This window comes from Corynebacterium sp. 51B (assembly GCF_008930785.1).
Classification (GTDB): domain Bacteria; phylum Actinomycetota; class Actinomycetes; order Mycobacteriales; family Mycobacteriaceae; genus Corynebacterium; species Corynebacterium megadyptis.
This window is the reverse complement of the sequence record NZ_PQMK01000010.1, coordinates 1-26,904: the sequence shown is the minus strand read 5'-3', so window position 1 is coordinate 26,904 and position 26,904 is coordinate 1. Positions and strand designations below refer to the sequence as shown.

The following is a 26,904-nucleotide window of genomic DNA, read 5'->3' as shown; positions in this document are numbered from 1 at the left end:
AACAACACCCGGTAAAACCTTCACCACCAACAAAACAACCAACACAACCGCGCCGGCCGCCTCGCTGACTCCGAAAACACTACACACAACCCCCACCCAACACCAAAACCCCAGCACAACACCCAAAAACACCTCCCAGAGCAGGCTATAAAAGCTCAGCGCTGGGAGGTGAACGCTAGCTGAATACCGCTGGGGCTAGGTGGTTGAGGCGGCTTCGTCGAGAATATTGCGGGCCATCAGGGGGAAGACGAAGAAGTGGAAAGGAGCCACCGCCCACCAATAGGCCCGTCCGAGCAGGCCCTTGGGCTGATAGAGCGCGGTTTGGGTGTATTCGGTGCGGTTCCCTTCCTCGTCTTCGACCTCCTTGAGTTCCATGACCAGCCAGGCCTCGCCGGAGAGCTTCATCTCTGCCCGCAGCACCAGCTTGTGCGGGCGGTCGACGTCTTCGACCCGCCACCAATCGAGTCGGTCATTGACTTCGAGGTGGCGCGGGTCGCGCCGGCCGCCGAGGCCAGGGCCGCCGATGAGCTTGTCGATGAACCCGCGGATCTGCCACAGGATCGTGGCGGAGTACCAGCCGGTGTGCCCGCCGATTCCTTCCACGACGGACCAGACCTTCTCGATCTCCACGGGGGTGCGGCGGACACGGACGTCGCGGTAGATATCCGAGCCGGCCCAGGTGGGGTCATTGCTCTGGGAGGCAGCAGGATCATCGCTATCTCCCGTTATGGTGCTGGAGGCGGTGCCGGCGTGTTTCCAGCTGCTATCCCAAGAGGTGTCTACCCCACCCTCCGTGTCCTTGGTGATGGCACGGCTGACCGCGGTGCGGTAATCGCTGAGGCCGCCATCGGGATCCGGGATGAGCTCGGCGATATCGTGTTCTGCGGTGACAGCGTCTTCCTGCATGGATTGGGCCAGCGGAATGGCCAGCCCCTCCGGTACGGGCGTGACCAGTCCGATCCACATGCCCGAGAGCTTGTCCATGGGCAGCGAAATCGGCATGCCGACAATCCAGCGCTTCAACCCGCGCACCGTGGCGTATTGGCGCAGCAAATCCGCGAACTCATAGGTTGTGCCGCAGCCGATGTCATAGCCGCGGTTCGCTGGTTGCTCGAGATCAGCGGCGCGCACTAGGTAGTACAAGGTATCGCGAATGGAGATCGGCTCAATCTTGTTGGTGATCCATCTCGGCGCCACCATCAGCGGCAGCCGCTCGACAAGGTGGCGGATGATCTCGAAGGAAGCGGAACCGGAACCAATGAGGGTGGCGGCGCGATAGACGATGGTCGGGGTGGGAGATTCCAGCAGGATCTGCGCCACGCGCTCGCGGGAGCGCATGTGCTTGGATAGTTTCTCCAGTGGCACATCCTGCGGATAGAGGCCGGAGAGATAGATGATCTGGCTGACCCCAGCGTCGCTGGCGGCGGTGGCCACCGCGGTGGCTACGGTCTTTTCCACCTCTTCGAAATCCTGTTCCTCTCCACCCATGGAGTGCACAAGATAGAACAGCACGTCGATGTCTTCGCAGGCGGCGCGCACGCTCTGCTGGTCTTGGAGGTCTACCTCGACGGCCTCGACATCCTCGTACCAATCGAAGCGGGCGAGGCTCTTTTTGCTGCGGGAGGTGACCCGCACGCTGAAGCCGGCGGCGAGCAATTCGGGAACAAGACGACCGCCCACATAGCCCGTAGCCCCTGTCACGAGGACGCGCCGTTCAGGATGCTCGGCGCTGTGGTTGACCACGGACTTCTCCTGGTAGTTCATGCTCGCCACCCTACCAAGCAATCCGCCCTATCGTCGCAGCTTCTCGGCATGATTCTCGCCGCTAGAGCACTGCGCCGCCCCCGCACCGCTGAGCGGTGCTATGAGATCTAGGCCACTATTTGTTAGCGTAGGTCCCTAACTTAGGCCATTCCTGCCGCATATTCAGGCGTGTCACAGCTATCACCGCCGCCCGGCAGGGGCCTAGGTGGATAGCCCTATGTCTGCTACCCGCAGCTCGCGCCCTCTCCTCTTCAGAGGCCGGAGACTGTACATGAAAGGTGCGCCAATGAGCGAAAACCTCGAGAAAAATGAAAAGAATGCGTCGCAGCACCAGGGCGACAGTACAGCCACGGCCGTGGCTGATAAGCCCGCGGGCGGCGACTCCGCACGCGAGTCCACGGGCATGCTGGGAGCTATCGAAAGGGTCGGCAATGCCCTGCCGAACCCCTTCTGGCTCTTCGTTATTCTGTCGGGCATTGTGATCTTGAGCTCCTGGATCGGGGCGCGGATTGGCATGTCTGCCACCGATCCTGGCTCCGGCGAGACTATCGACGTGGTCAATCTTATGACCGCGGAGTACATGCAGAAGATGGTCACGGACGCGGTGGATAATTTCGTGTCCTTCGCCCCACTGGGGTTGATCCTGGTGTGCATGTTGGGTGTCGCGGTGGCGGAGTACTCGGGATTCATCTCGGCCGCGATCCGTTCCGCGATTGCCCAGGTGCGTCATCCCGCCATGCTCACCTTCGCGGTGGCCTTGGCTGGTGTGACCGGCTCGATCGCCTCGGATGCGGTGTATGTGATCCTGATTCCGCTGGGTGCCGCCTCCTTTAATGCGGTAGGCCGCAACCCGATCGTGGGCGCCATGGTGGCCTTCGCGGCCTCCTCGGCCGGCTTCAACTCTTCGCTGATTCTGAATATCACCGACGTGCTGCTGGCGGGTATCTCCACCCAGGCCGCGGCTTTTGTGGACCCAGAGTATGTGGTCTCGCCGCTGGCGAACTACTTCTTCTCTATGGCCTCGGCAGTGGTTCTTTCCCTGCTGATCACCGCGGTGACGGAGCTATTCGTGACGAAGCATGTGCGAAAGACCGTCGATGAGTCCAAGATCAACTACGACAAGGCCAGCTTCAACACCCCCGATCACTTGGAGGACGAGGGCTCGGCGGATGATCTCTCCGTGCACTCGCAGGAAGTGAAAGCGCTGAAGGCCGCCGGCTGGGCTGCCCTGCTGTTTATGGCCGCGTGGTTCGCCCTGCTCTTCATTCCCGGCTCGCCGATGCGCGGCGAGGGCGATGGCATCTTGAACTCCCCGCTGCTCACCGACATTGTGGTCTCGATTGCCCTGCTCTTCGCGGTGATCGGCATGGTCTACGGCAAGGTGATGGGCACCATCACCAGCTCGAGCGATGTGCCGGAGTTCATGGAAAAGGGCCTGGATACACTGACCGCCATGCTGGTGCTGTTCTTCGCCGTCTCGCAGTTCACCGCCTATTTCCAGTGGTCCAATATCGGCCAGTGGACGGCGATTAAGGGCGCGGAGTTCCTCACCAGCGCCGATCTGCCGCCGGTGGTGCTCTTTGGCGCGTTGGTGCTGATGGTGGCGGTGCTGAATATCTTCATCACCTCCGGCTCCGCGCAGTGGGCGCTGATGGCTCCGGTGGTCGTGCCCATGCTGATGTATGTGAATATCTCGCCCGAGGTGGCGCAGATGCTCTTCCGCGTGGGCGATTCCCCCACCAACATCATCACCCCGATGTCGCCCTATTTCGCACTGGCTTTGTCCTTCCTGCAGAAGTACTACAAGCCGGCTGGTGTGGGCACGCTCATGAGCTTGGCTATCCCCTATTCGCTGGTCATGCTCGTGGGCTGGTTCCTCTTCTTCATCCTCTGGTACGCCCTGGGCATCCCGCTGGGCCCCGGTGTGCCGGTGCGCTAATCCCGCCCCAATCACTGACTACCGCCCCCGTCATCCTCGTGATGGCGGGGGCGTTGGTGATAAACCCCACAGATCGTGAACAAATGTAAATTCTGCCATTGACTTTTGTTCTTAGGCGGGTTTAGCCTTGGGGATGTCATTCCGGCGCCACCGTGCAGGATGCAGCAGGTGGGCGTCGATAAGCGTTCAAACTCGAGGGAGTTCTCACCATGGCAGATATTGCTACCCCCCACATCAACCCCAAGGGCGCCCCCATCGCGGACACCGTACTCATGCCCGGCGATCCGCTGCGCGCGAAGTTCATCGCAGAGACCTATCTGGAGGATGTGATCTGCTTCAACGAGGTCCGCAACATGCTGGGCTTCACCGGCACCTATCAGGGCCACGAGGTCTCCGTCATGGGCTCCGGCATGGGCATTCCCTCGATTTCGCTGTACTCCTGGGAGCTGTACAACACCTATGACGTGAAGAAGATCATCCGCATCGGCTCCTGCGGCTCGCTGCAGAAGGACCTCGGCCTTTACGAGGTCGTGGTGGCGCAGGGCGCCTGCACGGATTCGAACTTCATGTACCAGTACAACCTGCCCGGCACCTTCGCCCCGCTGTCCTCCTACCGCCTGCTCGAGGCGCTGCAGGCGGAGGCCAAGAACAAGGGCGTGACCACCCACGTGGGCAATATCCTCTCCTCCGATGTGTTCTACAACGCCGATGAGACCGTGAATGAGCGCTGGTCGCGCATGGGCGTGCTCGGCGTGGAGATGGAATCCGCGGGTCTCTTTGCCGTGGCCGCGGCCTCCGGCGCCGAGGCGCTGGGCCTGTTCACCGTCTCCGACAATATTGTCACCGGCGAAAAGACCACCGCCGAGGAGCGCCAGACCGCCTTCACCACGATGATGGAGCTCGCGCTGCCGCTGGCCGCCGTCTAAATCGGCTCGCCCCTTTTCGCTTGTCGACGCCCACCTCGTTCCGCATAGCGCGGCGGCGAGGGGCATCGACCTGCCCCGATACCCCTTTTCCGCACCCCTTTTTACTTGGTGGAGGCCATGTCAACCTCATCTTCTTCGAGCTCCGCACCGAGCTCCGCCCGCACTGCGCCCGCGATTAACCCCAAGGCAGCCGTACCGATCCTGCTTCTCAGCTTCGTGTTCTGCCTGGTGATCGATAATGGCTTTAAGTTCATGACGCTGCCGATCGCGCAGGATCTGGGCATCTCCACTAATACCGCCTCCCTGCAGGCCAGCCTGGCCGGCATAGTGATCGGCATCGGCGCGGTGGTCTACGCCGCGCTGGCCGATGTGATCAGCATCCGCAAGCTCATGATCGTGGGCATTGTGCTCATGGCCATCGGCTCGCTGGTGGGCTTTTTCTTCCAAGGCAATTGGCCGATGGTGCTCACCGGCCGCATCATCCAAACCTGCGGTCTGGCGGCCGCGGAGACGCTCTACGTTATCTACGTAACGAAGCACCTCTCCGAGAAAGACCAAAAGACCTACCTTGGCTTTTCCACCTCTGCCTTCCAACTCGCCCTGCTTTTCGGCACGCTCACCAGTGGTTTTGTGGCCACCTATATTTCGTGGACCGCGATGTTCCTCATTGCCCTGATTGCCGTGCTGGCGATTCCGGTGATCCTCAAGACGGTGCCCGAGGAAGCCTCTGCAGGCGGACATATGGACATCTTTGGCCTCTTCCTCGTGGCCGTGGTGGCCACCAGCGTGATGCTGTACATGCAGGACTTCAAGCTCCGCTGGCTGCTGCTCACCGTGGCGGGTATCGCCCTGTTCATCTGGCATATCAGCACCCATAGCAACACCGTGGTGCGTCCCGAGTTCTTCCACAATGGCCGCTATGTGTGGGCGCTGGTGATCGTGCTCATCCTCTACTCCACCCAGTTGGGACTGTCGGTGATCGTGATTCCCGGCGCGGTGGAAAACGTCCACGGCGGCGATCTGGCCCAGGCCTCGCTGGTGCTGGCCCCAGGCTATGCCGCCGGTGCCGTGGTGGGTGCGCTCTCCGGCCAGGTGGCGAAGGTGCTCAATTCCCGCCAGGCCATCATCACCGCCATCGGCATGATCATCCTGTCGCTGGTGCTGACCGCCGTGTTGATCAACACCAACCTGTGGGTGCTGTCTCTGGCCATGATTCTGTTCTCGGCAGGTTTCGCCGTGATGTACGCCCCGCTGGTTAATTCGGCGGTGCGCACCATCCCCGCCGCCAAGACGGGTATCGCCATCGGCTTCTACAACCTCACCATCAATATCGCCGTCCCGCTGGGCATTGCCTACTCGGCCAAGCTCGTGGAGATGGACGTGCGCTTCTTTGGTGGCGACGGCCCCGACGCCACCTACTCCTCGGTGCTGTGGCTGCTGGTGCTGCTCTCCGCCATTGCCCTTGCGGTCTATATCATCAGCGATCGCTCGATGAGCCGGGCCGAGGCTCGCAGCGAGGCCCGGGCGAACGCCTAGCTGCCCCCATACTCACCGCCCCGCTGCGTGCGCTTCCACTAGGTGGAAGCGCACGCAGCGGGGCGCTTTTTGTGCGGCATCTTTAGGCAGTCAGCCGGCTAGAAGGTATAGATCAGGCCGAGTACCACCAATAATGCCGCCACCACATAGCTGGCGTTGCGGGCCACCTTCTCCGGGTGCTCGCGGGCATACAGCACCGCGGATCCTAGGGTGGAGCGTGGCCGGTTGCGCACCAGCCCCACCGCGAGTGCCGATAGGGTGGGCAGGCTCAGCGCCACCGAAGCATAGAAGACCAGGCCGAGATAGCGGTCGATATCCGTCAATCCCTCCGCAGAGAGCACCGCCAGCCCACCGAAAAAGGGCCCCGAGGTGGCGGACTGCGCCAGCCCGAGGATGAAACCAGTCAGCATCGTCAACGCCGAGGGCCGCTGCAAGGGGCGCAGGATATGGTCGATCAGCTGCGAGTTGGAGCCGCCCCGCAGCGCCATGAGCCCAATCAAGAGGCCGGCAGCGATGAGCAGCGCGCCGAACCACGGGGAGTCCACGAAGTGCTTGACCGCATCACCGATGCCATCGAACACAAAGAGCGTCACCAGCGCCAGCGAAAATACCCCGAGCCAGTCGCCGACAATAAGCAGCGCCGCCACCCGCGGATACAGCCGATCCCGAGCCGGCAAACTCACCCCGATAGCAGCAACCACCCCGATCAGGAGCACGTTAATCGAATCGACGAAAGCAAAGGTCAAGGCTTCGAGCACGCGGCGGGCTCCTTATATATGCGGGTAGAAGGGGGGAAGGAAACTTATCGTGGTGGTCGTGCACGCGCATCCACCCCGTCTCATGGTAGCCGCCTGCGGCAGTGGGGCGGAATTGCTTCATGGCGGCGTCGATAAGCATAAATCTGCACCCACCCTGCCACTGCGCCTAATCTCGGGGCAGAACCAGCACAGTCCAGTATTCGAGGAGGAATCTTATGCCTCCTAATCCCATCGATGCCCCCCGTGGTAGCGATCACCGGCGCTGGGGAGGGAATCGGCCGAGCCATCGCCACCCGGCTGGGCAGCGAGGGCTACGCGGTGGTGGTCTCGGATATTAATGACGAGGCGGCGGCCGCGACCGTGCAGGAGATCACCGACGCCGGCGGCACCGCCACGTGGGTGCATGCCGACGCCGGCAGCCCCGAGGACAATGACGCCCTCGTCGCCAGCGCCGTGGACGCCTATGGCCGCCTAGATGCCGCGGTGAATAATGCCGGCCTCGGTGCCCCGCCCGCACCACTCGGAGAGATCGACACCGCAACCTTCAATCGAGCTATCGACGTCACCCTGCGCGGCACCTTCTTTGGGATGCGCGCACAGCTGCAGCACTTCGCCAGAGTCGGGGCTGGAGCGATCGTGAATATCATCTCCATCGGCGGGCTGCAGGCCAGCACCCATCTTTCCCCCTATATTGCAGCCAAGCACGGCGTGGTCGGCCTCACTGAGACCGCGGCGCTGAACTATGCACCCTCCGGCATTCGCATCAACGGCGTGGCGCCTGGCCCCATCGCCACCGCCGCCCTCGACACCCTGCCTGAAAAGTTAAAGGAGGAGCAGCGAGCCCAGGTGCCGCTGGGCCGCTTCGGCGCCCCCTCAGACATTGCCGCCGCGACGGCCTGGCTGCTGTCTTCGGAGGCCTCCTTTGTCACCGGCGCTATCTTGCCGGTTGATGGCGGCGCGGTACTCGCCTAGGGCGCAGCCGCGGCGACCACCGGTTCTCGATCGCGGGGCGCGGCGCTCTCAGCGGCGCGGTTACTGCGGTGCTTGCTGCGCTGGGCACGGCGCACGAGGATCCGATCCACGATGAGCATGGCCAACAGGCTTGCCCCGAACAGCGGCAGGAAGGTGCCCACGGTGGCGAGGAAGATGGCGATAATCGCCCAGTCCATGCCGCTGAGCTGACCCCGCGGTCCCGGCACTCCAGCCAGCGCGCCCACGGTTGGACGCCGCTTCCACCACAGCACATAGCCCGTCACCACCAGTCCCGCCATGGCGAGCGCGGCCACACACAGCAGGATCTGCAGCGGCAGGCCGAACATGATGCCCATGTGCATGTAGATGCCCCAGGACGTCAGCTTGGAAAATACCGGCAGCTCCGCAAAGGGCAGCCTGTCGACAACCTCTCCATTCGCCCCATCGATAGAGACCGCGTCGCTACCGAGGCGATAGGGCACCCAGCGTTCGCTGGCCTGCCACGCAGTCGCGGTGTCCTCGCCGGGGAAGAGGCGGAGGGATCCCGTGAGCCCCTCCTCGCGAGCAGTGGCCAGCACTCGATCGGACTGTGCCGCTATCGTCTCCGCCTCCAGCGGCTCCGCGTTTCCCGCAGCGTCTCCAGCCAACTCTGTAGCGATCGGCTCGGCCTTCCAGTTCAGTGCTGTCACCGTGGCCGACACATTCTGGCCAGCCACGCTGGACCAGGTGATACCCGTGATAGACAGCCCGATCATCGCCACGAGCAGCCACGCCCCAGCGACGCCATGCCAATTCATCATGCGCTTCCGGCTACCGGGGGCCGTATTCGCGATACCGCGCAGCGAGCCCCTGACGCTCCGAGTCCGCCTCCACCAGAGATACGTCCCGCCGAGCGCAACGAACCACATCCACGACGCCGCCATCTCCGAGTAGAGCGCACCTGGGTCTCCGAGATGCAGGTTCTTGTGCAGACCCGAAATCCAGAAACGCATTGGCAGCTCGCCGAGACCGGAATAGGTGGGCTCATCTCCCACGATCGCTGCGGTGGCGGGATCCACAAAGACGCTACGCAAGCGCTTCTCCCCCACTGACTCGTCGCTGAGCAGCACGCGCGTCGTTTCTCCGGGCTCCGAGGAAGGCCAAATCTGCGCAATAGGCAGATCAGGGTGCTCGTCGTGGGCGGCCCGCACTTGCTCCTCGAGTGAAACAGACGTACTGGAGCCCGGTGCACGCAGAATATCTCGATATACAACCGATTCCATCGACGGCGCCACAGCATAAAGTGCACCGCTTACTGCCGCAACGAATAGAAATGGTCCGATAAACATTCCGGCATAGAAGTGGATTCGACGCACCAATGCGCCTAATCCACTTTGACGCCGAGAACGTCTTTGTGGCTTTTCGGGCATACGTTCTCCTTGACTTCTCACATGGGTTCGCTTTCAGTTGTCGGAAACGCTGCGTGAAAAGTTCCCCGAGTTCCAAGTTTTAGTTCCAGAACTGGAGGATTCATTCATTTTCATTAATGCTTTGCATATTTGTTGATATGTGCGCAAAATTACTTGTGGGCGGCATCTACCAACCCTGACATCATCGGAATACAGCGAGGTAGCAGCCACTCTTGGCGACGCTCAGCTACCCCTCCGTGCGGGGCGAAATTTGGGCTGCACCCACGTATTTGGTTGAGTCATCATATGTGACTAAGAACGAGCGCCACGCAGCAACCAATCAGACACAATCTCAGCCGGATGAGGTTCCCGACGGCCCCCTGGCAGTCAATGAACCGGTGAGTAATCCGGACCCCTCCACGGTTCCGCCGCGAATGACTGCATGGGAGTTCACTCTCAAGGTGCTCAATGGCATCTCCATCGCCGTCGTTGTGGCCCTCGTTCCCCAAGCCCTTCTGGGCGCATTATTGACAGCGCTTCTCCCGGTCTTTCCCTTTGGCGCACAGATCATCACCGTGGTGAGTATGGCGACATCCACGCTGCCGGTGCTGATTGGCGTGCTGGTGGCGATGCAATTCAAGCTCACCCCCATCCAGACCGCGGCAGTGGGCATTGCCGCCATGTGCGGTTCGGGTGTTGCCACCGTGGATCCCGAGGGCGGTTTTCACCTCCAAGGCACCGGCCTGGTGATCAACACCGGCCTGACCGCCGCGCTGGCTATCGGCTTGATCTATCTCATCGGCGACCGATTGAAGTCCTACACCATCTTGCTAATGTCCACCTTGGTGACGGTGATTGCCGGCGGCATTGGCTGGATCGTCACCTACCCCTTGGTCAAAATCTTCACCGAATGGCTCGGCGGCCTTATCAATGGCACCACGGGGCTGCAACCGATCCTCATGGGCATTGTGCTCGCCATGATCTTTGCCGCCCTGATCGTCTCCCCTGTCTCGACGGTGGGCTTGGCCACGGCGATCATGATGGATGGCGTCGCCGCCGGCACGGCGAACCTCGGCGTTGTTGCAGCAGGCTTCGGCCTCATGGTCGCCGGGTGGAAGGCAAATAACTTCAGCACCGCGATTCTGCACCTACTTGGTTCTCCGAAGATGCAGATGGCCAACGCCTTCAAACGGCCCGTGATGATGATTCCGATTCTCGCCCACGCTGCCGTATTGGGCGCCATCGGAGGCGCGGCCGGTATTGCGGGCACCCCCATCTCCGCCGGTTTCGGCATCACCGGTGCGGTGGGCCCACTCGCCGCCTATAACACCGGCAGCCCCCTCGCGACCGTGCTCCTCATCTTCCTTGTGGCCCCCATTGCGCTCTCGCTGCTTTTCACCTTCATTTTCCAAAAGCTGCTGCCGATTACCTCCCCCAAGGATTACGCCCTCGAGTTTGACTAGAGCGGGCGCTCCTAGTTCTAGCACTGGGGGCTCGTGCGCGGGGAGCGGCCGATCTCGGCGCTACGTTCGCTGCTCACTGCGCCGCCTTTTCACCGTTCACATATCCAGCCGAGTACGGGGCAGCTCACGAAAGAAAGTCATTCGAATAGGGTTAGATGCACTTGTCTCAGTCACAGTGCACTTTTTCCACTCACGGCCGCCAGTGTGGAAAGAATATCGAGGAATATAGAGAAACACATTAGGTTCTGCCGTGACGCAGCGAGTTATTCACAGTTCTTAGCGGATGGCAGTGATGTTCTGTAGTAGTGTGCGCTTTTCGTTGCCACAGCACTTTCTTTTTCTCAACACACACAAACCCGATAGGCGCATTCCTCATGCCGCCGCACCAGGGGCCACGCAGCCGCACACACCACGAATTCGGCGCATCGTCCCTAGCTCTTTGCCTAGCTGTTCGACAGACATCTCCGCCTCGCCCGCGGTCTCGCCACCAGCAACGCTAGCGGCACTGCTGTCGAATACCTGATCTGTGCTCTCGGGGGCGTGATCGACTGAATCGTTATCCATGACTGCACTTAGGAGTAGCCACAGCGGGAATAACACAATCCCCACACCAGCGATTCCTCGATGACGCATAATGCAGGGCTAGTGTCCACCTTGGGAATCACGCTCAGCCTCAACCAACCAGGAATCCACCAACACCACCCACAAAGAACGTGGCGTAGAAGGTCAGTTGGGCTAGAGCACCTCCAAGGTGTCTGGATCAACCGAGAGGATTTCAGTGAGGATGTCGAGGCCGTCATCGTCGATGAATGATTTGATATTTTCCCGCACGGTATAGGGCGCCCAATCGTCCATCCCGAAGTGCTGGGCCGCAAGCATGTAGTGCGCTATTGCGTATCCATACTCACTGTATTTTTCCTCTTTCTGAACTTGGTCCATGACCCAATCAGGTATAGAGGGGCCGGACGCGATGACGAACTCGTAGACGTCTTCGCGGCTTTCAAACGTCGGGAAATCCACCACCAGCCTCCTACCTCAGCTTCTCTCCTTCACAGGGGAGGCGCGGGACTGAACTGCACCACGGTCGACACCGTTGGTGCCATACAGCTAACACCCCTCAACCAGCATAAACACAACAAAACCCCTAGTAGAAAACTACTAGGGGAAATGCTGTTAGTGGAGCTGCCGGGAATCGAACCCGGGTCCTTCGTCATCTCACCAGGGCTTCTCCGTGCGCAGTTCGTGCGCTGATCTCTACTCGGCTCTCCGGCTTGGACGAACACATCCGGATGATGAGCCCAGTTGTCGGTAAGAGTCCCCGCTGGCCCCGTCAACACAGCCAGTGGGCAAGTTCCCTTAAGTCGATGCCGGGAACTAGGGCGGGAACTACCCTAGGCCGACAGACACGCGTCGCTGATTAGGCAGCGAGGGCGTAGTCACGCTGAGAGGTCTTCTCTGCGTTTATTTTATTTACTACGACGCTTAAATCGGTGGTCAGTAGCCTGCACCGGCACGCTTCCCCTGGATCAGTGTACGAAGTCGAAACCAAAAATCAGCCCCTCGTTCGTTCTGTGACACGGTCGGGTGTTGTGCTCATCCGTTCACAGGAAGCTCCATCTTACACCTCACAATGAGCGCTGACAATGCCCCACCAAGGGGCTGCGCTGATGAGGCACTAATTTGGCACTAATTAAACGTTGATGCCCTTGATCCGCCGCCCCAGCTCGCGAGTGATCTCGCGTTCTTCGGTGCGCTTTTTAATGTCTTGGCGCTTGTCATAGGCCTGTTTACCCTCGGCCAGTCCGAGCTCCAGCTTGAGCCGGCCATCTTTGAAATAGAGCTTCAGCGGAATCAAGGTGCGCTTCCCATCGCGTACCTTGCCCTCGAGGGAGTCGATCTCACGGCGATGCAAGAGCAGCTTGCGGTTGCGCCGCGGAGAATGGTTGGTCCAGGTACCCATGGAGTATTCGGGAATGTTGAGGTGCTGCAGCCACACCTCTCCCCTATCGATGGTGGCGAAGGAGTCAGCGAGGGAGACTTTCCCTTCCCTGATGGATTTCACCTCGGTACCGACGAGAGCGACGCCGCACTCGTAGGTGTCCAGGATGGTGAAGTCATGCCGCGCTCGCCTATTGGTTGCCACCACGGCGTCTTTTCCGGCGCGCTGCTGCTTCTTCTTCTTTTTGCTCATAACAGCTCCCCAGTCTAGCGTGCACTCGTCCCGAGCCCTACGCTCTCCCCCTCCCGGGTTCGCCGCCAATTAGTGATAAACGGCAACGCGATACTCGGGCCCTTCCATGCAGGTGACCTCGGTGTGGAAGATCTCTGTGAGAATCTCTCCGGTCATGATCTCCTCGGGCGGGCCGAAGTAGAGCACGTCGCCGTTTTGGACGGCGCAGATCTGGTCGGCATAGGCGGAGGCGAAGTTGATGTCGTGCAGCACCACGATGATCGTGCGCCCCAGCTCGCGGGCGGCAGTACGCAGGTGCTTCATCATGGACACGGAGTGGGCTACGTCGAGGTTATTCAGTGGCTCGTCGAGCAGCACGTATTCGGTGTCTTGGGCGAGCACCATCGCCACATAGGCGCGCTGTCGCTGCCCTCCCGAGAGCTCGTCGAGATAGCGGTCCTCGAGGTCGGTGAGCTTGAAGAAGTCCAGATAACGCTCGATGATCGTTTCGTCCTCGGCGGTGAGCCGCCCCTTGCTATAGGGGAAACGCCCAAAGCTGACGAGCTGGCGCACGGTGAGGCGGGTAATGAAGTGATTGTCTTGGCGCAGGATCGATAGCACGTGTGCGAGATCCTCCGAGCGGGTGCTGGCCACATCATAGCCAGCCACGGTGATCGTGCCGCTATCCATTCCTAAGAGGCGACCGATCATCGTCAGCAGCGTGGACTTTCCGGCACCATTGGGGCCGACGAGTGCGGTGATGCCACCGGTTGGTATCTCAAGGTCCACGGGCCCGATCTCTGTGTCCGAGCCATAGGTTTTGGAAACATTGGTCAGACGAATCATAGGGTACCTTTCCGAAGGATCACGATGAGGAATGCCAGGCCGCCGACGAGCTCGATGATGATGGACACCACGCCCTGGGCGTAGAAGATGTGCTTCATCACGAAGTAGGCGCCCGCCAGCACAACGAAGCCCAGCAGGGCCGCCATCGGCAGAATCCGCCGGTGGTCATAGGTATCCGCGGCCTGGTAGGACAAGGTGGCGACGAGGAAGCCGAGGAAGGTAATGGGCCCGATGAGCGCGGTGGATACAGCCATGAGGCAGGCCACGCAGGTGAGCACGATGATGGTGTGGCGCCGGTAGTTCACGCCCAGATTCGTGGTGGCTTCCCTGCCCAAGGCGAGCACATTGAGTGTGCGGGACTTGCCGAGCAGAATGACGGCGGCCACGATCATCACTGGTATCGCGATGGGCAGGTAGGAAGAATCGGCGTTATTGACCGAGCCAAACATCTTCGCGGCGAGCACATCGAACTCGCTGGGGCTTAACATGCGGCGCATGAAGGTGGACACCGATGTGAGACCGCCGCCGATGATGATGCCGATGAGCAGCATCAGCTGCATATCGCTTCCATGCCCGTCCAAGAGCCACCCATAGAGCATGAGCGCCAGCAGCACCATCACCACGACCTGCACGCCGAATTGCATCGGCCCGGAGAAGGCAATAAATCCAGATACTCCGAGGAAGTACACTAGGCTGGTCTGGATGGTGATGTAGAGGGCCTCGAAGCCCATGATGGAGGGGGTGACGATGCGGTTATTCGCCACCGTTTGGAAGGCGACGGTGGCGAGCCCGTGGCAGATGGCGACAATCGCCATCACTGCTACCGAGAAGGAACGCCGCTCCGCGATGAGCCAGAAGCCGCGGCTGCCCACCTCCATCGGGTTGTCCCACCACACCAGCAGCACTGCGAGCGCAACAGCGGCCACGCTCAGTGCTGCCATAAGCCACCAATAGCGCCGAGCTGTGCGCTTGGAGCCGAAGGCGAGTGTGCGATGCCGCGGCGCGGCGGAATCGGCAGAGCCCGAGGATGGAGAAGGCTGAGAGTTGGCGTCGATAAGCGAAAAAGAAGCCATCTAGATTCTGCCCTTTCGATGAGAGAGAAGCAGGCCGATAAAGACGACGGCCCCGACGATGCCGAGTATCACGGACACGGGAATTTCGAAGGGCATGATGATCAGCCGGCCAAGGAGATCGCAGACGGTGACAATGCCGATGCCGAGCAGGCACACCCAAGGAAGGTTGGAGCGGAGGTCATCGCCGCGGATCATGGACACCACGTTTGGCACGATCAGGCCCACGAAGGGCAGGTTGCCCACGACGACGGTGACCACTCCAGTGGCGAAGGCAATCATGAGGGTGCCGATTAAGAGGACGCGATTGTAATTCACGCCGATGGTGGTGGCGAGGTCCTGGCCCAGGCCGGCGGCGGTGAGGCGATCCGCCAAGATCCATACCGCCACGACAACGAAGGCCACGAGCCACAACACCTCGTATTGTCCTCGCAGCACCGAGGTGAAACTGCCGGCGAACCAGATGCCGAGTTGCTGCAGCATATTGACTTGGAGGGCGACGAAGGTGGAGATGGAGCTGATGACCGCTCCCAGCATGATGCCCACGATGGGCACGATCAGGGAGCTGCGCAGACTGACTCGGCGCAAGAAGAGGAAGAACACCACGGTGCCGATGAAAGCGAACACCACCGCGGAGACCATGCGCACGGTCAGCGACGGGTTCGGGAAGATGATCATGGCAAAAAGCAAGCCCAGAGCCGCCCATTCCGTGGTTCCGGTAGTGGTGGGTTCCACGAAGCGGTTCTGGGTGAGCAGCTGCATCACTAATCCCGACAGCGCCATGGCGGCGCCTGCCAGCACGAGAGCAATGGTGCGGGGGATGCGGGTGATGTTCAGCATCTCTGAGGTGTCATGCACCCCGACGAGAAGCGAGGCCGCCAGCAGTCCCGCCACCGCCACGATGCCCACAGCGAGCTTCCAATCCCATACCGAGTTGCGGGTGGTGCGGCGTGCGGGCCGCGAATCACGGCCATCGGCAGAGGTAACGGCGGGGGTGCTCATCGCTGTGGTAGCTCCTTAAGTGATACGTGGCGCAGCCTGCAGGCTGCGCGCACAGGTGGGACAACACAGGCCACACCCGCGTGGTGGTGCACGACCTGCCCACGCGGGTGTGGACCACGCGTTACTTCTTCAGAGCCTTGAGCTTCTCCGCAATAGCGTTGAAGTACTCAGTGTAGGTTTGGATGCCCTCATTGGTGTAGGTGTCGTTATCCATCACCATGATGGCGTCGTTCTGGATCGCGGGGACGTCCTTGAGCGCCTCAGAGTTGCGGAGCACCTCCAGGGCCGGGGTGTAGTCGGGATCGTCGGCCTTCACGGCGGCATCTCGGTCCATCACCAGCAACAGGTCGGGGTTCGCCGCGGCGATAGCCTCCACGGAGATGTCATCGCCCTTGTGGTCATCGGAGACGTTGTCCACCTCGAGGGCCGGGGTGAGGTCCAGAAGATCGAACACCGGGCCCAGGGTGCGGCCCACGGTGGGGGCCACATAGCCGATTTCACCGCCGGAGACGATCACGGCCATCACGCTGAGATCAGGGTCGTAGGCTTCCTTGGCGGCGGCGACCGACTCATCAAACTTATCGTTGAGCTTCTTAGCGTCGTCTTCGCGCTGGAAAATCTTGCCCACGTCGGTGATCTGGTGCTTCAGCTCCTCGCCGAGGTTTTCGCCTTCCTCAATCTCATAGTCGAGCACCGTTGCATCGGGCACGAGCGACTTGATGTCCTCGTACATGCGCTGGAAGCGCTGACCATTCAACACTAGGTCGGGTTCTGCGGCCACGATGACCTCGAGGTCCGGTTCCATGTGATTGCCGATGTTCACCACGGAATCGTCAGTGCGATAGCTGATGGTGGTGGGAATGATGTCCTGTGGGGCCGCCACCAGCGGAATATCCCAGTCCTGCAGGGTCTCGAGGATGCGGTTATCGGTAGCCACAACGCGCTGCGGATCCACCGGCACTTCGTGCTCACCGAATTGATCGGTGACGCTGACCATCTTTACCTCTTCGCTGGAGGCGGAGCCATCCGCTGCGGAGGAAGAAGAGGAAGCGGACCCACTGTCCTCACCGGTGGCACAGCCAGCGAGGCTGAGTGCAGCAATGGCACTGAGAGCAGTAAAGCGAAGGTGCTTCTTCATATTGGGTTAATCGTCCTTTCATCGAGAGCGTCCACCATGCATGTGGCCGACAACCACGGCAGGTACGGCGCCCAGTCCGTGCGAGTGCGTCTCACTCGACGCGACAGCGAAACGTCGAAGCCCACGTCGCCACCTATGCGACAGCCGCTTCTGTGGCGGATCTGCTTCGACACAGAGAAAGGTTAACGCACCCTTACCCCCAATTCCTAGGGTTAATTTAGCTTTCGCTCACTTAGGACTGCCTCAACAGCCTAAGCCGAGGATATTCTCGCATTCACTACCCCCATATCGGGTAGGCATGCCTCCGCTCTGCCCCTACGCTTCCGTACCCAGCAGACAGCACAACGCCCACCGGCCGACACGCTTCTTCCCTTTCAAGAAAGCTGCGCGGCAGGTGGGCGTCGATAAGCGCTGCGGCGGAAACTATTTCCGCACGTATATGCGCAGGGTCACGTCTGCGGTAATGGCCGCAAAACCCACACCAATGAGTGCAATCACCGGGGCGAGAACCCACACGTGCTGGTCGAGCACGGGCGCGATGATGTGGGAGGAGTAGAGATCGGACAGGGCCTGGTCCACCACCAGCTTCTTGCCGGCGAAAAGCCCGGCAACGGCGAGCGCCGAGCCGATGAGGGCGGCGAATACGGCCTCCAAAATGAAGGGCGCTTGGGTATACCACCGCGAGGCGCCGACGATGCGCATGATCTTGGTTTCTTCCCGCCGGTGATAGGCGGCGAGCTGCACCATATTGGCGATGAGGAACATCGCCGCCACGGCCTGCACCGCGGCGATCAGGAAGGTGGCGTTGCGGATCGAATCAAGGTTATCGGTGGCCGCGCGGACATCATCGTTTTGGTCGATAATCGCGATAACCTGCTCCTTGTCGCGGATGGGCTCCAGCGGGGAATCATCGAGCGGGTTCGTCAGCTGCACGTGCAATGCAGCGGGCAGGGCATCCTCGGTAGTCGATTCCACCAGCTGGGGGTCGGTGTCCTTAAAGAGCTCCACGAAGCGCTCATAGCTATCGGCGCGGGAGCGGAAGGTCACGGCCTCAACGCCCTCGGCACCGTCGAGCTGCTCGCGAATCTCGCGGCAGGCATCGCTTTCGCAGGTGGGATCGTTGGCCGAGATCTCCTCGTCGAATTGCACGATGGTCTCTACCCGATCCAGGTAGATATCCTTGGTGCGTTCGGTCATGTTGGTCACCAAAATGCCGGTGGCCAGCAGTGCCAGCGAGATTGCGGTGGTAATCACCAACGCGATGGTCATGGTGATGTTGCGTCCGAGCCCCTGCAGGGCCTCACGCAGCACGATTCCAAGCCTCATAATGTTGTCTCCTTATTGTCCCGCTGCTACTTAATTGCCCTCGCCGTAGACGCCGCGGACGTCATCACGGACGAGCTTGCCCAGATCCAACTCGATGACGCGACGACGCATGGCGTCCACCGCACCAGCGTTGTGCGTCGACATCACCACGGTGGTGCCTGTCTTATTGATGCGGTTGAGCAGCACCATAATGTCCGTGGAGGTGTGCGGGTCAAGGTTGCCGGTGGGCTCATCGGCCAAGAGCAACAGCGGCCGGTTCACGAAGGCGCGGGCGATGGCCACGCGCTGCTGTTCGCCGCCGGATAGCTCATGGGGCATGCGATTGCCCTTGGCTTCAAGGCCGACCATCTCGAGAGTCTCGGGCACCAGCTTGTCGATGGCCTTTCTATCCTTGCCAATTACTTCCAAAGCAAAGGCCACGTTGTCGTACACATTCTTCTTTGGCAGCAGCTTGAAGTCTTGGAAGACGAAGCCGATCTTGCGCCGGAGCTCATTAATCTTCTTCCCACGCAAGGCGTTGACGTGGAAGTCATCGAAGTAGATATCGCCGCTCGTCACGTCTTCCTCGCGCACGAGCAGCTGCAGGAAGGTGGACTTGCCCGAACCCGATTGGCCGATCAGGAAGACAAACTCGCCCTTCTCAATCTCTAGGTTGATATTGTCCAGCGCAGGACGCGTGGACGTCTTATATGTCTTGGTTACACCATCAAACGTGATCACATGAACCACCCTAGTTCCCAGCAGTCACATTGAAAACTCTGCTGTTGGTTGGTGTTAAAGTCCGCCCCCACATTCCTGCCGCGCGCTTATCGACGCTCACCTGCGCCGATCCCATGGAGATAGGCCGAGCTAGTCCTCCTCGGAGTTCTGGGCGATGCGCCAGCGAATCCCGGCCTCGAGGAAGTCATCGATGTCGCCTTCAAGAACCTTGGTGGGATCATTGACCTCGTAGTTCATCCGCAGATCCTTCACCATTTGATAGGGGTGCAACACATAGGAGCGCATTTGGTTTCCCCAGGAGGCATTGCCGCCGGCGCCGAGAGCGTCCATCTCGTTGCGTTCTTCTTGGCGCTTGCGCTCCAGCAGCTTGGCCTGGAGCACGCGCATGGCCGAAGCCTTGTTCTGATGCTGTGATTTTTCGTTTTGGCAGCTCACCACCAGCCCTGTGGGCAGGTGGGTCAGTCGCACCGCGGAGTCGGTGGTATTCACGCTCTGCCCGCCGGGACCAGAGGAGCGGAAGACATCCACCCGGATCTCGGAGTCGGGGATGTCGATATGGTCGGTCTTTTCGACCACCGGCAGCACCTCTACCTCGGCGAAGGAGGTTTGGCGGCGGCTTTGATTATCGAAGGGCGAGAGCCGCACCAAACGGTGCGCCCCCTGCTCCACCGACAAGGTGCCGTACATGTACTCGCCGTGCACCACGAAGGTGGCGGATTTAATGCCCGCCTCCTCCGCATAGGAGATGTCATAGACATCCACCTTGTGGCCCTTCTTCTCCGCCCAGCGGGTGTACATGCGCATGAGCATCTCGGCCCAGTCCGCGGCATCAACGCCACCTGCGCCCGAGCGGATATTGATCACGGCCTCGCGGGCGTCATACTCGCCGGAGAGCATGGTGGTTACTTCCAGCGACTCGATCTCTTTCTGCAGCGCCCGCAGCTCTTCATCGGCCAGATCCTCTGGCTCGCCCTCTTCCTCGGCTAACTGGTACATAATTGGCAGATCGTCTACCCGCTGGCGCAACTGGGTGAGCCGCTTGAGCTGGGATTGCTTATTGGATAGCTCCGTGGTGACGCTCTGGGCGTGCTCGGGATCATCCCACAGCGAGGGATCGGCGGCCTTCATCTCCAGCTCCCGCACGGCGTCACTTAGCCCCACCGGGTCAAGTACCTTCTCCAGGGTGCTCAGGGTGGAATCTAGGCTCGCATGCTGGTGCTGAATCTCGGGGCGCATAGTTGTTCATTCTATGCATATCTCTCAACCGCGCCGAACGCGGGCAGAGCGTGCCACTCCCCCACGCACGCTCCTTCAGCACACCTGCGCGCGGCAGACAAGGCACAATGGTGGACATGAGTTCTTTAGCTGAGATGATCTCCTCCGTCACTTCTACTTTTGTTGTCGCCCAGCAAGACCGCTCCGATGAGCAGTTGGCGCAGGCATTGGTCTATAACGCCAGCCGGCTAGCGTGGCGGATGCGGGAGGTGGGCATCACCACCGAGCGCAAAACCAGCGTCTCAGATGTAGTCACCGAGGCCGATCGCGCTGCCGAGAGCTTTGTCTCTGATGCGCTCAAGGCGCTGCGCCCCGAGGACGGGGTGCGCGGCGAGGAGGGCAGCTCGCGGGAATCCACCTCCGGCCGCTATTGGGTGATCGACCCCATTGACGGCACCTTCAACTTCTCCCGCGGCTCCGACTATTGGTGCTCCGCTCTGGCGCTGGTCAGCGGTACCCCTGACGAACCCGAACAGGTGCACTTCGGCGCCGTCCACCGCCCCGATATGGGCTACACTTGGTTTGGCGGCCCTGATATCCCCACCACCCGCGATGGCAAATCCCTTCCCACGCTCAGCGACACCGATCTCTCCACCATCCCCCTAGCCACCTACCTCCACCCCACCTATGTGGGCAATGCCGAGGTGGCCGGCGCATGGCAGGCAGTGGCGCAGCTGCCCTCCACCATCCGCATGTGGGGCGCGGGCAGCGTGGACCTAGCCAGCGTGGCCGATGGCACGATGGGGGCATGGATGCAGCATTCGGTGCCCTGCTGGGATTGGCTACCCGGCCGCGCCCTCGTGGAGGGAAGCGGCGGCGCTACTGCCCAGGTAGAGGCCGGTGGCGTGACGTGGTCTATCGCCGGTAATGCCCAAGCCGTGGAGCAGATTCGCGCCACCCTAGAGTCTTAAAAAGCCGTTTACTGATATCTCTCAAGGAGCCTGTTGTGCCAACCTATGCCGAGGATCTCGCCCTCGCCCTCGAGCTCGCGGACATCGCCGATAGCATCACCATCGACCGCTTTCACGCCGCCGACCTGCAGGTGAAGTCCAAGCCGGATCTCACCCCCGTCTCCGATGCAGACACCGCCTGCGAGGAGGCGCTGCGCGAGCGGCTGGCCATCGATCGCCCCCAGGACAGCATCCTGGGCGAGGAATTCGGCGGCGATACCACCATGGCTGGCCGGCAGTGGGTGATCGACCCCATCGACGGCACCAAGAATTTTGTCCGCGGCGTACCGGTGTGGTGCACCCTTATTTCTTTGCTTGTCGACGGCGAGCCCGTGGTGGGTGTGGTCTCCGCCCCAGCGCTTACCCGCCGCTGGTGGGCCAGCGCCGGACAGGGCGCATGGGCGCAGCCCCACGGCGCCTCGCCACGCCGCATCCGGGTCTCCCAGGTGTCGTCTCTCGCGGATGCATCGGTGTCCTTTTCCTCTTTGGCCGGCTGGCAGGAGCGCGGCCAGCTGGAGGAGTTTGTTCGCTTGAGTGAGGACACCTGGCGTTTGCGTGGCTATGGAGATTTCTTCTCCTATGCCCTGCTCGCGGAGGGGGCGGTAGATATTGCCCTCGAGCCGGAAGTCTCGCTCTGGGATCTCGCCGCACTGAGCGTGCTGGTCACCGAAGCCGGCGGCCGCTTCACCTCGGTCGAGGGCGAGGATGGCCCGCATGGCGGCAGCGCCTTGGCGAGCAATGGGCTGCTCCACGATGAGCTGCTCAGCCGCTTCTCCCGCTAGGCACTAGCGCTGATAGCGCACTGCTCCCTGCACCCCTCCTGATGGAGGATGGTGCAGGGAGCAGTGCGTGTATGTGGGTGCGCGTGGCGGCCGGTTTAGGCCAAGTCGATGAGCGACTGACCGCCTTGGACGGAGTCGCCGGCTTCCACGTTGATGGTGGCCACGGTGCCATCGGCGGGCGCGGTGACCTCGGTTTCCATCTTCATGGCCTCGAGAACTACCAGCACTTGACCGGCAGTGATCTCCTCGCCCTCGCTGACGAGCACCTTGCTGACCGAGCCGGACAGTGGCGCCACAACGGCATTAGCGGAGACACCCTGCACGGAGGCGGTGGCCGGCTCGGCGGACGGCGAGGAGCTGCCGCCGAACACGATCGGCCCGAGGGTGCGCTTGTCTTCTTCAACCTCAACGTCCACGCTGTAGGCGATACCGTTGACGGTAACTTTCAGTTTCATGATGCTTATACCTTTAACAACTTGATCTACAGGTGAGTGGAGCGGGTTTGGATGATCTGGCGGCCTTGGTGCGCCCAGGTGCGGTGACGCTGGAAACGCACAGCCTTGACCTTGCCCTTATTGCCCAAGTAGGCCGACACGGCCGCGCTGATGGCAAAGAGCACATCCTCAGGAATATCCTGATCCGAGCGAGCCCGGAGCTCCTTGACCTCATCCTCGAGCAGACTCACGCGAGTGTTGAGCTTTTGGATGAGCTGGTAGAGCTCTTCATTGCTTTTCGGTTTCATACTTATTTCTCCCTCGCTGCGTTCTCGGCGGCGGCTTAGGCCGGCCCCAGGCCGTGCTTCTTGAACGGGCGGGTGACGCGCTTATTGCGGAGCATCTCGAGCGCATTGGCGATGACCGCACGGGTATCAGCCGGGTCGATGATGTCATCCACCAAGCCGCGGGAGGCAGCCATGTACGGGGTGGAGAAGGTGCGCTTATACTCGGCCACCATCTCCTCGCGCTTGGCCTCGGGGTCTTCGGCGTTGGCGATCTCTTTGCGGAAGACCACGTTCACCGCGCCCTCGGCACCCATCACAGCGATTTCCGCGGTGGGCCAGGCGAATACGCGGTCTGCGCCCAGGTCCTTCGAGCACATAGCCAGGTGGGCGCCACCATAGGACTTGCGCAACACCACGGTGACCTTCGGCACCGATGCGGCGGAGTAGGCGTAGAGCATCTTCGCACCGTGGCGAATGATGCCACCGTGTTCCTGGGCCACGCCGGGCATGAAACCGGGCACGTCCACGAGGGTGACCAGCGGGATGTTGAAGGCGTTGCAGAAGCGGATGAAGCTGGAGCCCTTATCGGAGGAGTTGATGTCCAGCACACCGGAGACCACATTGGGCTGGTTGGCGATGATGCCGACGGTGCGGCCCACCATGCGGCCAAAGCCCACCACCATGTTGCGGGCGAAGCCCTCTTGGACCTCGAGGAAGTCTCCGTGGTCCACGATGCGGGCGATTACCTCGCGCACATCGTAGCCCTTCTTGCCTTCGACGGGGACGATATCGCGCAGCGACTCGTCGGGCTCCACCACGGGGTCGGGATCGACGATCGGCGGCTCTTCGGTGTTGTTCTGCGGCAGGAAGCTCAGCAGCTTCTGTGCGATGAGAATAGCCTGCTCATCATCGTCGGCGACGAAGTGAATATTGCCAGCCTTAGCCATATGGGCATCGGGGCCGCCGAGCTGCTCCGCAGTGACATCGTCACCGGTGACCGACTTGATCACACCGGGGCCGGTGATGAACATATTGGCCTTGCGGGTCTGGATGATGAAGTCCGTCAGGGCCGGCGAGTAGGCGGCGCCACCGGCGCAGGGGCCGGCAATGATGGACACCTGCGGCACGAGGCCGGACAGGGAGACATTCTCGTAGAAGACCTTGCCGTAGCCGGAGAGAGAATCGATACCCTCCTGCACACGGGCTCCGCCGGAATCGTTGATGAACACGAAGGGCGTACCCGTCACGCCAGCTTCGCGCATGGTCTGGGCCACTTTATTGGATTGGGTTTCGCCAGCGGAGCCGCCCATGACGGTGAAGTCCTGGGAGGCAACGTGCACCAGGCGATCAAAGACCACGCCGGTACCGGTGACCACACCATCGGCTGGGGCATCAGCCTTATCCATTCCGAAGTGGGTGGTACGGTGCTTGGCAAACATGCCGGTTTCCTGGAACGTGCCCGGATCCAGCAGCTTTTCTACGCGCTCGCGGGCGGTGAGCTTGCCGCGCTGGTGCTGCTTGTCTAGGCGGTCCGCTCCCCCACCTTGAGAGACGCGCTTGCGTTCCTCGGCAAGGTGGTCGAGGCGTTCTTGCATTGTTGGCTCGTGAGTGTCAGCCATTGTCTACTGCTTTCCTCTTCTCGTATGTTTCTACGTGGTCCGCGTTTAGGCGGGCTCCACCTTGACGGTTTCGCTGCGGCCACCCACGGTGACGCGGTAGCTGATGGGTTCCCGCACGGCGTTGGCAGAGCCGGAGGCGGCCTCTGCTTCCTTCTTCATCTGCTCCTCGGTCTTGCCCACGTTCTTCGGGCCCTCATGGCGGGTCTTGAAGAAGCCCGGTGCCACGGACGGGAACAGTGCGTTAGTGAGAACATCCTCGTCGGTGCCGTTGAAGCCATCGAGCTCCTCGGCGGCGCTGGTGAGCTGGTCCCACTCCGGCTCGAGCAGATCGGCCGGACGGCAGGTGATGGGCTCCTTCTTGGTCTGCTCCTCAGCCTGCTTGATCAGCTCGGGGTTACGCTCGCCGATACACTCGCCGTAGTAACCGAGCATGAGATCGGCAAACTCGGCGGTGAGTACCTTGTAGCGACCCATGAGCACGTTGAAAACGGCCTGGGTACCGACGATCTGAGAGGAGGGGGTGACCAGCGGAGGGAAGCCGGCGTCCTTGCGCACGCGCGGCACTTCCTCCATCACCTCATCAATGCGGTCGCCCGCACCCTGGGCGGTGAGCTGGGACTCCATGTTGGAGAGCATGCCACCGGGTATCTGAGAGAGGAAGATGTTGGTGTCCACCAGAGTCTTGGACTCGAACTCCTTGTACTTCGGGCGCACCTTCTTGAAGTGGTCACGGATAGTAATGAGCTTGTCCATGTCCAGATCAGTCTCGTAGTTGGTGCCCTCGAGCATCTCCACGAGAGACTCGGTGGGGTTGTGTCCTGGGCCGAGAGACATCGAGGAAATAGCGGTGTCCACGACATCGGCGCCGGCCTCAATGGCCTTCATCAGGGTGACCATGGTGACGCCCGTGGTGGAGTGGCAGTGCACGTTGATCTGCGTGTCCTCGCCGTAGGTCTCCTTGATACCGCGGATGATGTCATAGGCCGGCTGGGGCTTGAGCAGAGCGGCCATATCCTTCAGCGCAATGGAATCAGCACCCATGTCCAGCAGCCGACCAGCCTGCTTGATATAGCCCTCCACGTCATGCAGCGGGGATACGGTGTAGCAGATGGTGCCCTGGGCGTGCTTGTCCACGTTCTTCACGGCCTGCATGGCGTGCTCGAGGTTGCGCGGATCATTCAACGCATCGAAGACGCGGAAGACATCCATACCATTTTCTGCGGACTTCTCCACGAACTTATCCACCACGGTGTCCTCGTAGTGGCGATAACCGAGGAGGTTCTGGCCGCGCAGCAGCATCTGCAGGCGCGAGTTGGGCAGCAGCTTGCGGAAGGTGCGCAGGCGCTCCCACGGGTCTTCGTTCAGGAATCGAATGCAGGCGTCATAGGTTGCGCCGCCCCAGCACTCCACGCTCCAGAAGCCTGCCTGGTCCATCTCCTCGCAGACATCGACCATGTCCTCCATGGCCAAACGAGTTGCAAACAGGCTTTGGTGCGCGTCGCGGAAAGCGACTTCGGTTACGCCGATCTTTTGTGGGCTCATACTGCTTCAGCCTAGTGGGATTAAACCCCCAGTGCCGATCAAAGCTCACGGACGATCGGACACGATAGCACAGGAAACCCACATTGACACAGGGGAGATTGCCTGCAATGCCTTCGCTCTCACCCTCGTAGTGAGCAAAAAGCAGATAAACCCACAAAGCCGGACATTCATCCCACGTCTTTAAATACGTGGGCACCCCCACAAACACCCATCTATGTGTGAGCAATCTCCCACCCATGAACAATGTTCAGGCTACGATGACGTAGGTTTAGCCCCCACAAACAAACAAACCCCGGCCCGCGTTCACACGCAGTCCGGGGAATGTAAAAGCTCAAGAAGCCTTATTCGCCGCCGGCAAGGTTGAGATTGCCCAAGGTGACGAGCTGGTCAGAACCCCACTCAGAAGAGAAGGTCTGACCATTGAACCACTCACTGGAAAGCCCCTCGGAGCCCCAGTCAGAGGAGAAGGTCTGGCCATTCAACCACTCGCTGGAGAACTGCCCCTGAGAGAAGTCAACCTCCTCAGGGACAAAGTTCGGAGCAAAGGTAGGCAGAGAGCTGCCCGCCTCGATATACAGGTCCTTGATCGGACCCTCAACGATTTCCTGGATCTGAAGAACGAAAGACATAACTACCGTCTCCTCTTATCGTAGCCACTACGTGACTGCTGTTTACGTACACACCAAACCCTAAGAGACAGACAAAACGATTGCAATAACTTTCCCAACGTTAACCACCGGTTCATCCCAGTTTTCCTCAACCCGACACCTAGCTTCTCCACAGCCCCATAGAGATCCTCCAGCTAAAGCGCAGATTTCAGGCGCGGCAGCACCAGCCACCCTCCGTCACAACGATCCAGAGGGGCGAGATGGAACAACCTCAGAAATCACCCCCATGGCTACCCCCATGCCCTCAGAGCCCACTCAGAAACCCCCTCTGAAGCCGCCAATAACTCCGCCACGCACCGCCTTCACGGGCCCGCCCCTTGAATCAATCC

26 protein-coding genes and 1 other RNA gene are annotated in these 26,904 nt (G+C 60.9%); 8 read left to right on the top strand and 19 right to left on the bottom strand.

Going from position 1 to position 26,904, the window contains the following annotated elements; genetic code table 11:
- Window positions 1–195: 195 nt before the first annotated feature.
- Window positions 196–1,764, bottom strand: a complete 1,569-nt coding sequence (locus GBB14_RS10480; protein WP_151530418.1) for an SDR family oxidoreductase — start codon at window positions 1,762–1,764, stop codon at window positions 196–198.
- A gap of 403 nt (window positions 1,765–2,167) precedes the next feature.
- On the opposite strand from GBB14_RS10480, the gene GBB14_RS10475 reads away from it, so the two are divergent.
- From GBB14_RS10475 to GBB14_RS10465, 3 genes are all read left to right on the top strand, one after another.
- Window positions 2,168–3,703, top strand: a complete 1,536-nt coding sequence (locus GBB14_RS10475; protein WP_225976691.1) for an AbgT family transporter — start codon at window positions 2,168–2,170, stop codon at window positions 3,701–3,703.
- A 209-nt stretch (window positions 3,704–3,912) separates the two neighbouring features.
- Complete coding sequence (gene deoD, locus GBB14_RS10470) at window positions 3,913–4,629, top strand: purine-nucleoside phosphorylase (RefSeq protein ID WP_151530419.1); 717 nt, start codon at window positions 3,913–3,915, stop codon at window positions 4,627–4,629.
- A 117-nt stretch (window positions 4,630–4,746) separates the two neighbouring features.
- On the top strand, window positions 4,747–6,165 hold the full coding sequence (locus GBB14_RS10465) for an MFS transporter (RefSeq protein WP_151530420.1): 1,419 nt from the start codon (window positions 4,747–4,749) through the stop codon (window positions 6,163–6,165).
- A gap of 98 nt (window positions 6,166–6,263) precedes the next feature.
- Here the strand turns inward: GBB14_RS10465 and GBB14_RS10460 are convergent, their stop codons facing one another.
- Window positions 6,264–6,923, bottom strand: coding sequence for a hypothetical protein (locus GBB14_RS10460; protein WP_151530421.1), 660 nt, complete (start codon window positions 6,921–6,923; stop codon window positions 6,264–6,266).
- Window positions 6,924–6,972: 49 nt separating this feature from the next.
- Between GBB14_RS10460 and GBB14_RS10650 the strand changes: the two genes are divergently transcribed.
- Window positions 6,973–7,149 (top strand): hypothetical protein, encoded by a 177-nt coding sequence (locus GBB14_RS10650; protein WP_192796233.1) that lies wholly within the window; start codon window positions 6,973–6,975, stop codon window positions 7,147–7,149.
- 8 nt (window positions 7,150–7,157) lie between these two features.
- On the top strand, window positions 7,158–7,895 hold the full coding sequence (locus GBB14_RS10455; RefSeq protein ID WP_151530422.1) for an SDR family NAD(P)-dependent oxidoreductase: 738 nt from the start codon (window positions 7,158–7,160) through the stop codon (window positions 7,893–7,895).
- Here the strand turns inward: GBB14_RS10455 and GBB14_RS10450 are convergent.
- Entirely contained in the window at window positions 7,892–9,304 is a 1,413-nt protein-coding gene (locus GBB14_RS10450) for a PepSY domain-containing protein (protein ID WP_151588414.1), read from the bottom strand. The two genes, GBB14_RS10455 and GBB14_RS10450, sit on opposite strands and share 4 nt — an antisense overlap.
- A 413-nt stretch (window positions 9,305–9,717) precedes the next feature.
- Here GBB14_RS10450 and GBB14_RS10445 point away from each other — a divergent pair, with 413 nt between their 5' ends.
- Window positions 9,718–10,746, top strand: coding sequence for a PTS sugar transporter subunit IIC (locus GBB14_RS10445; protein ID WP_151530442.1), 1,029 nt, complete (start codon window positions 9,718–9,720; stop codon window positions 10,744–10,746).
- Window positions 10,747–11,118: 372 nt separating this feature from the next.
- Here the strand turns inward: GBB14_RS10445 and GBB14_RS10440 are convergent, their stop codons facing one another.
- From GBB14_RS10440 to prfB, 11 genes are all read right to left on the bottom strand, one after another.
- Entirely contained in the window at window positions 11,119–11,310 is a 192-nt protein-coding gene (locus GBB14_RS10440; RefSeq protein WP_151530424.1) for a hypothetical protein, read from the bottom strand.
- Window positions 11,311–11,481: 171 nt separating this feature from the next.
- Entirely contained in the window at window positions 11,482–11,766 is a 285-nt protein-coding gene (locus GBB14_RS10435) for a hypothetical protein (RefSeq protein WP_151530425.1), read from the bottom strand.
- A 154-nt stretch (window positions 11,767–11,920) separates the two neighbouring features.
- Window positions 11,921–12,306: a transfer-messenger RNA gene (gene ssrA, locus GBB14_RS10430) on the bottom strand.
- 130 nt (window positions 12,307–12,436) lie between these two features.
- The gene (smpB, locus tag GBB14_RS10425; RefSeq protein WP_151530426.1) at window positions 12,437–12,937 is read right to left on the bottom strand and encodes an SsrA-binding protein SmpB; all 501 of its coding nucleotides are present in this window, start codon (window positions 12,935–12,937) and stop codon (window positions 12,437–12,439) included.
- Between the two features lie 69 nt (window positions 12,938–13,006).
- Window positions 13,007–13,762 carry an ABC transporter ATP-binding protein gene (locus GBB14_RS10420; protein WP_151530427.1) on the bottom strand — a complete coding sequence of 252 codons (756 nt, stop codon included), beginning with the start codon at window positions 13,760–13,762 and terminating at the stop codon, window positions 13,007–13,009.
- A complete protein-coding gene (locus tag GBB14_RS10415) occupies window positions 13,759–14,835 on the bottom strand; it encodes an iron chelate uptake ABC transporter family permease subunit (protein ID WP_151530428.1) in 1,077 nt (358 codons plus the stop codon). The genes GBB14_RS10420 and GBB14_RS10415 overlap by 4 nt, the downstream gene beginning before the upstream one ends.
- On the bottom strand, window positions 14,836–15,834 hold the full coding sequence (locus GBB14_RS10410) for an ABC transporter permease (RefSeq protein ID WP_151530429.1): 999 nt from the start codon (window positions 15,832–15,834) through the stop codon (window positions 14,836–14,838). It lies immediately after the preceding gene.
- Window positions 15,835–15,955: 121 nt separating this feature from the next.
- Window positions 15,956–16,972: a siderophore ABC transporter substrate-binding protein gene (locus GBB14_RS10405; protein WP_151530430.1), complete on the bottom strand. Its 1,017-nt coding sequence runs from the start codon at window positions 16,970–16,972 to the stop codon at window positions 15,956–15,958.
- A gap of 423 nt (window positions 16,973–17,395) precedes the next feature.
- Complete coding sequence (ftsX, locus tag GBB14_RS10400; protein ID WP_151530431.1) at window positions 17,396–18,298, bottom strand: permease-like cell division protein FtsX; 903 nt, start codon at window positions 18,296–18,298, stop codon at window positions 17,396–17,398.
- 30 nt (window positions 18,299–18,328) lie between these two features.
- Window positions 18,329–19,018 (bottom strand): cell division ATP-binding protein FtsE, encoded by a 690-nt coding sequence (ftsE, locus tag GBB14_RS10395; protein WP_151530432.1) that lies wholly within the window; start codon window positions 19,016–19,018, stop codon window positions 18,329–18,331.
- A 129-nt stretch (window positions 19,019–19,147) separates the two neighbouring features.
- Window positions 19,148–20,254 carry a peptide chain release factor 2 gene (prfB, locus tag GBB14_RS10390; RefSeq protein WP_151530433.1) on the bottom strand — a complete coding sequence of 369 codons (1,107 nt, stop codon included), beginning with the start codon at window positions 20,252–20,254 and terminating at the stop codon, window positions 19,148–19,150.
- A 107-nt stretch (window positions 20,255–20,361) separates the two neighbouring features.
- Here prfB and GBB14_RS10385 point away from each other — a divergent pair, with 107 nt between their 5' ends.
- Together GBB14_RS10385 and hisN are read left to right on the top strand one after the other, a co-directional pair.
- Window positions 20,362–21,204: an inositol monophosphatase family protein gene (locus tag GBB14_RS10385; protein WP_151530434.1), complete on the top strand. Its 843-nt coding sequence runs from the start codon at window positions 20,362–20,364 to the stop codon at window positions 21,202–21,204.
- A 35-nt stretch (window positions 21,205–21,239) separates the two neighbouring features.
- Window positions 21,240–22,025, top strand: coding sequence for a histidinol-phosphatase (hisN, locus tag GBB14_RS10380; RefSeq protein WP_151530435.1), 786 nt, complete (start codon window positions 21,240–21,242; stop codon window positions 22,023–22,025).
- Window positions 22,026–22,120: 95 nt separating this feature from the next.
- On the opposite strand, the gene GBB14_RS10375 is transcribed toward hisN, so the two are convergent.
- From GBB14_RS10375 to GBB14_RS10355, 5 genes are all read right to left on the bottom strand, one after another.
- Window positions 22,121–22,480, bottom strand: a complete 360-nt coding sequence (locus GBB14_RS10375) for a biotin/lipoyl-containing protein (RefSeq protein ID WP_151530436.1) — start codon at window positions 22,478–22,480, stop codon at window positions 22,121–22,123.
- Window positions 22,481–22,506: 26 nt separating this feature from the next.
- Complete coding sequence (locus GBB14_RS10370; protein ID WP_151530437.1) at window positions 22,507–22,767, bottom strand: hypothetical protein; 261 nt, start codon at window positions 22,765–22,767, stop codon at window positions 22,507–22,509.
- 35 nt (window positions 22,768–22,802) lie between these two features.
- The gene (locus GBB14_RS10365) at window positions 22,803–24,365 is read right to left on the bottom strand and encodes an acyl-CoA carboxylase subunit beta (RefSeq protein WP_151588413.1); all 1,563 of its coding nucleotides are present in this window, start codon (window positions 24,363–24,365) and stop codon (window positions 22,803–22,805) included.
- A gap of 45 nt (window positions 24,366–24,410) precedes the next feature.
- Window positions 24,411–25,907, bottom strand: coding sequence for a methylmalonyl-CoA carboxytransferase subunit 5S (locus GBB14_RS10360; protein ID WP_151530439.1), 1,497 nt, complete (start codon window positions 25,905–25,907; stop codon window positions 24,411–24,413).
- 341 nt (window positions 25,908–26,248) lie between these two features.
- Entirely contained in the window at window positions 26,249–26,536 is a 288-nt protein-coding gene (locus GBB14_RS10355) for a hypothetical protein (protein WP_151530440.1), read from the bottom strand.
- Between the last annotated feature and the right edge of the window lie 368 nt (window positions 26,537–26,904).

Bases quoted from the DNA above. Each gene is read 5' to 3' on its own strand.
- GBB14_RS10385 (WP_151530434.1), top strand. From the start codon at position 20,362: ATGGTGGACATGAGTTCTTTAGCTGAGATGATCTCCTCCGTCACTTCT.
- GBB14_RS10360 (WP_151530439.1), bottom strand. From the start codon at position 25,907: ATGAGCCCACAAAAGATCGGCGTAACCGAAGTCGCTTTCCGCGACGCG.
- GBB14_RS10455 (WP_151530422.1), top strand. From the start codon at position 7,158: ATGCCCCCCGTGGTAGCGATCACCGGCGCTGGGGAGGGAATCGGCCGA.
- ftsX (WP_151530431.1), bottom strand. From the start codon at position 18,298: ATGAGGCTTGGAATCGTGCTGCGTGAGGCCCTGCAGGGGCTCGGACGC.
- GBB14_RS10405 (WP_151530430.1), bottom strand. From the start codon at position 16,972: ATGAAGAAGCACCTTCGCTTTACTGCTCTCAGTGCCATTGCTGCACTC.
- GBB14_RS10445 (WP_151530442.1), top strand. From the start codon at position 9,718: ATGACTGCATGGGAGTTCACTCTCAAGGTGCTCAATGGCATCTCCATC.
- GBB14_RS10365 (WP_151588413.1), bottom strand. From the start codon at position 24,365: ATGGCTGACACTCACGAGCCAACAATGCAAGAACGCCTCGACCACCTT.
- GBB14_RS10450 (WP_151588414.1), bottom strand. From the start codon at position 9,304: ATGCCCGAAAAGCCACAAAGACGTTCTCGGCGTCAAAGTGGATTAGGC.
- GBB14_RS10475 (WP_225976691.1), top strand. From the start codon at position 2,168: ATGCTGGGAGCTATCGAAAGGGTCGGCAATGCCCTGCCGAACCCCTTC.
- GBB14_RS10370 (WP_151530437.1), bottom strand. From the start codon at position 22,767: ATGAAACCGAAAAGCAATGAAGAGCTCTACCAGCTCATCCAAAAGCTC.
- GBB14_RS10410 (WP_151530429.1), bottom strand. From the start codon at position 15,834: ATGAGCACCCCCGCCGTTACCTCTGCCGATGGCCGTGATTCGCGGCCC.
- GBB14_RS10415 (WP_151530428.1), bottom strand. From the start codon at position 14,835: ATGGCTTCTTTTTCGCTTATCGACGCCAACTCTCAGCCTTCTCCATCC.
- GBB14_RS10480 (WP_151530418.1), bottom strand. From the start codon at position 1,764: ATGAACTACCAGGAGAAGTCCGTGGTCAACCACAGCGCCGAGCATCCT.
- prfB (WP_151530433.1), bottom strand. From the start codon at position 20,254: ATGCGCCCCGAGATTCAGCACCAGCATGCGAGCCTAGATTCCACCCTG.
- GBB14_RS10440 (WP_151530424.1), bottom strand. From the start codon at position 11,310: ATGGATAACGATTCAGTCGATCACGCCCCCGAGAGCACAGATCAGGTA.
- GBB14_RS10420 (WP_151530427.1), bottom strand. From the start codon at position 13,762: ATGATTCGTCTGACCAATGTTTCCAAAACCTATGGCTCGGACACAGAG.
- GBB14_RS10465 (WP_151530420.1), top strand. From the start codon at position 4,747: ATGTCAACCTCATCTTCTTCGAGCTCCGCACCGAGCTCCGCCCGCACT.
- smpB (WP_151530426.1), bottom strand. From the start codon at position 12,937: ATGAGCAAAAAGAAGAAGAAGCAGCAGCGCGCCGGAAAAGACGCCGTG.
- GBB14_RS10355 (WP_151530440.1), bottom strand. From the start codon at position 26,536: ATGTCTTTCGTTCTTCAGATCCAGGAAATCGTTGAGGGTCCGATCAAG.
- deoD (WP_151530419.1), top strand. From the start codon at position 3,913: ATGGCAGATATTGCTACCCCCCACATCAACCCCAAGGGCGCCCCCATC.
- GBB14_RS10375 (WP_151530436.1), bottom strand. From the start codon at position 22,480: ATGAAACTGAAAGTTACCGTCAACGGTATCGCCTACAGCGTGGACGTT.